Origin of the sequence: Massilia sp. CT11-108 (assembly GCF_047302915.1) — a bacterium.
GTDB lineage: Bacteria > Pseudomonadota > Gammaproteobacteria > Burkholderiales > Burkholderiaceae_D > Telluria > Telluria orientalis.
This window is the reverse complement of sequence record NZ_JBKYMO010001658.1, coordinates 1-248: the sequence shown is the minus strand read 5'-3', so window position 1 is coordinate 248 and position 248 is coordinate 1. Positions and strand designations below refer to the sequence as shown.

Annotated in this window: 1 protein-coding gene; it reads right to left on the bottom strand. The window is 74.2% G+C overall.

Annotated features, from left to right (window positions below; all coding sequences use genetic code 11):
• Window positions 1-248, bottom strand: a 248-nt coding sequence (locus tag ACEN88_RS35940; protein WP_413347160.1) for an LLM class flavin-dependent oxidoreductase, incomplete at both ends; no start/stop codon positions are given.

Here is a 248-nt window from a genome sequence, read left to right as displayed (position 1 = left end):
GTACCGGTGTCGGCGCGTAGCCGCCCGTGCCCTCGAGCAGGTCGGCACGCACCTGCGCATCCGTCGACAGGGCGGCGGCCAACGTCTGCCAGCGCTCGCGGAACAGGACTTCCGGCGCGGTGTCGACGCCGAACGGCGCCAGTTCCTCCGGCCGGTCGCCCGAGCCGAGGCCGAGGATTAAGCGGCCGCCGCTCAGCCGGTCCAGCGACCACGCGGCCTTCGCGACATGCAGCGGATGGCGCAGCGGC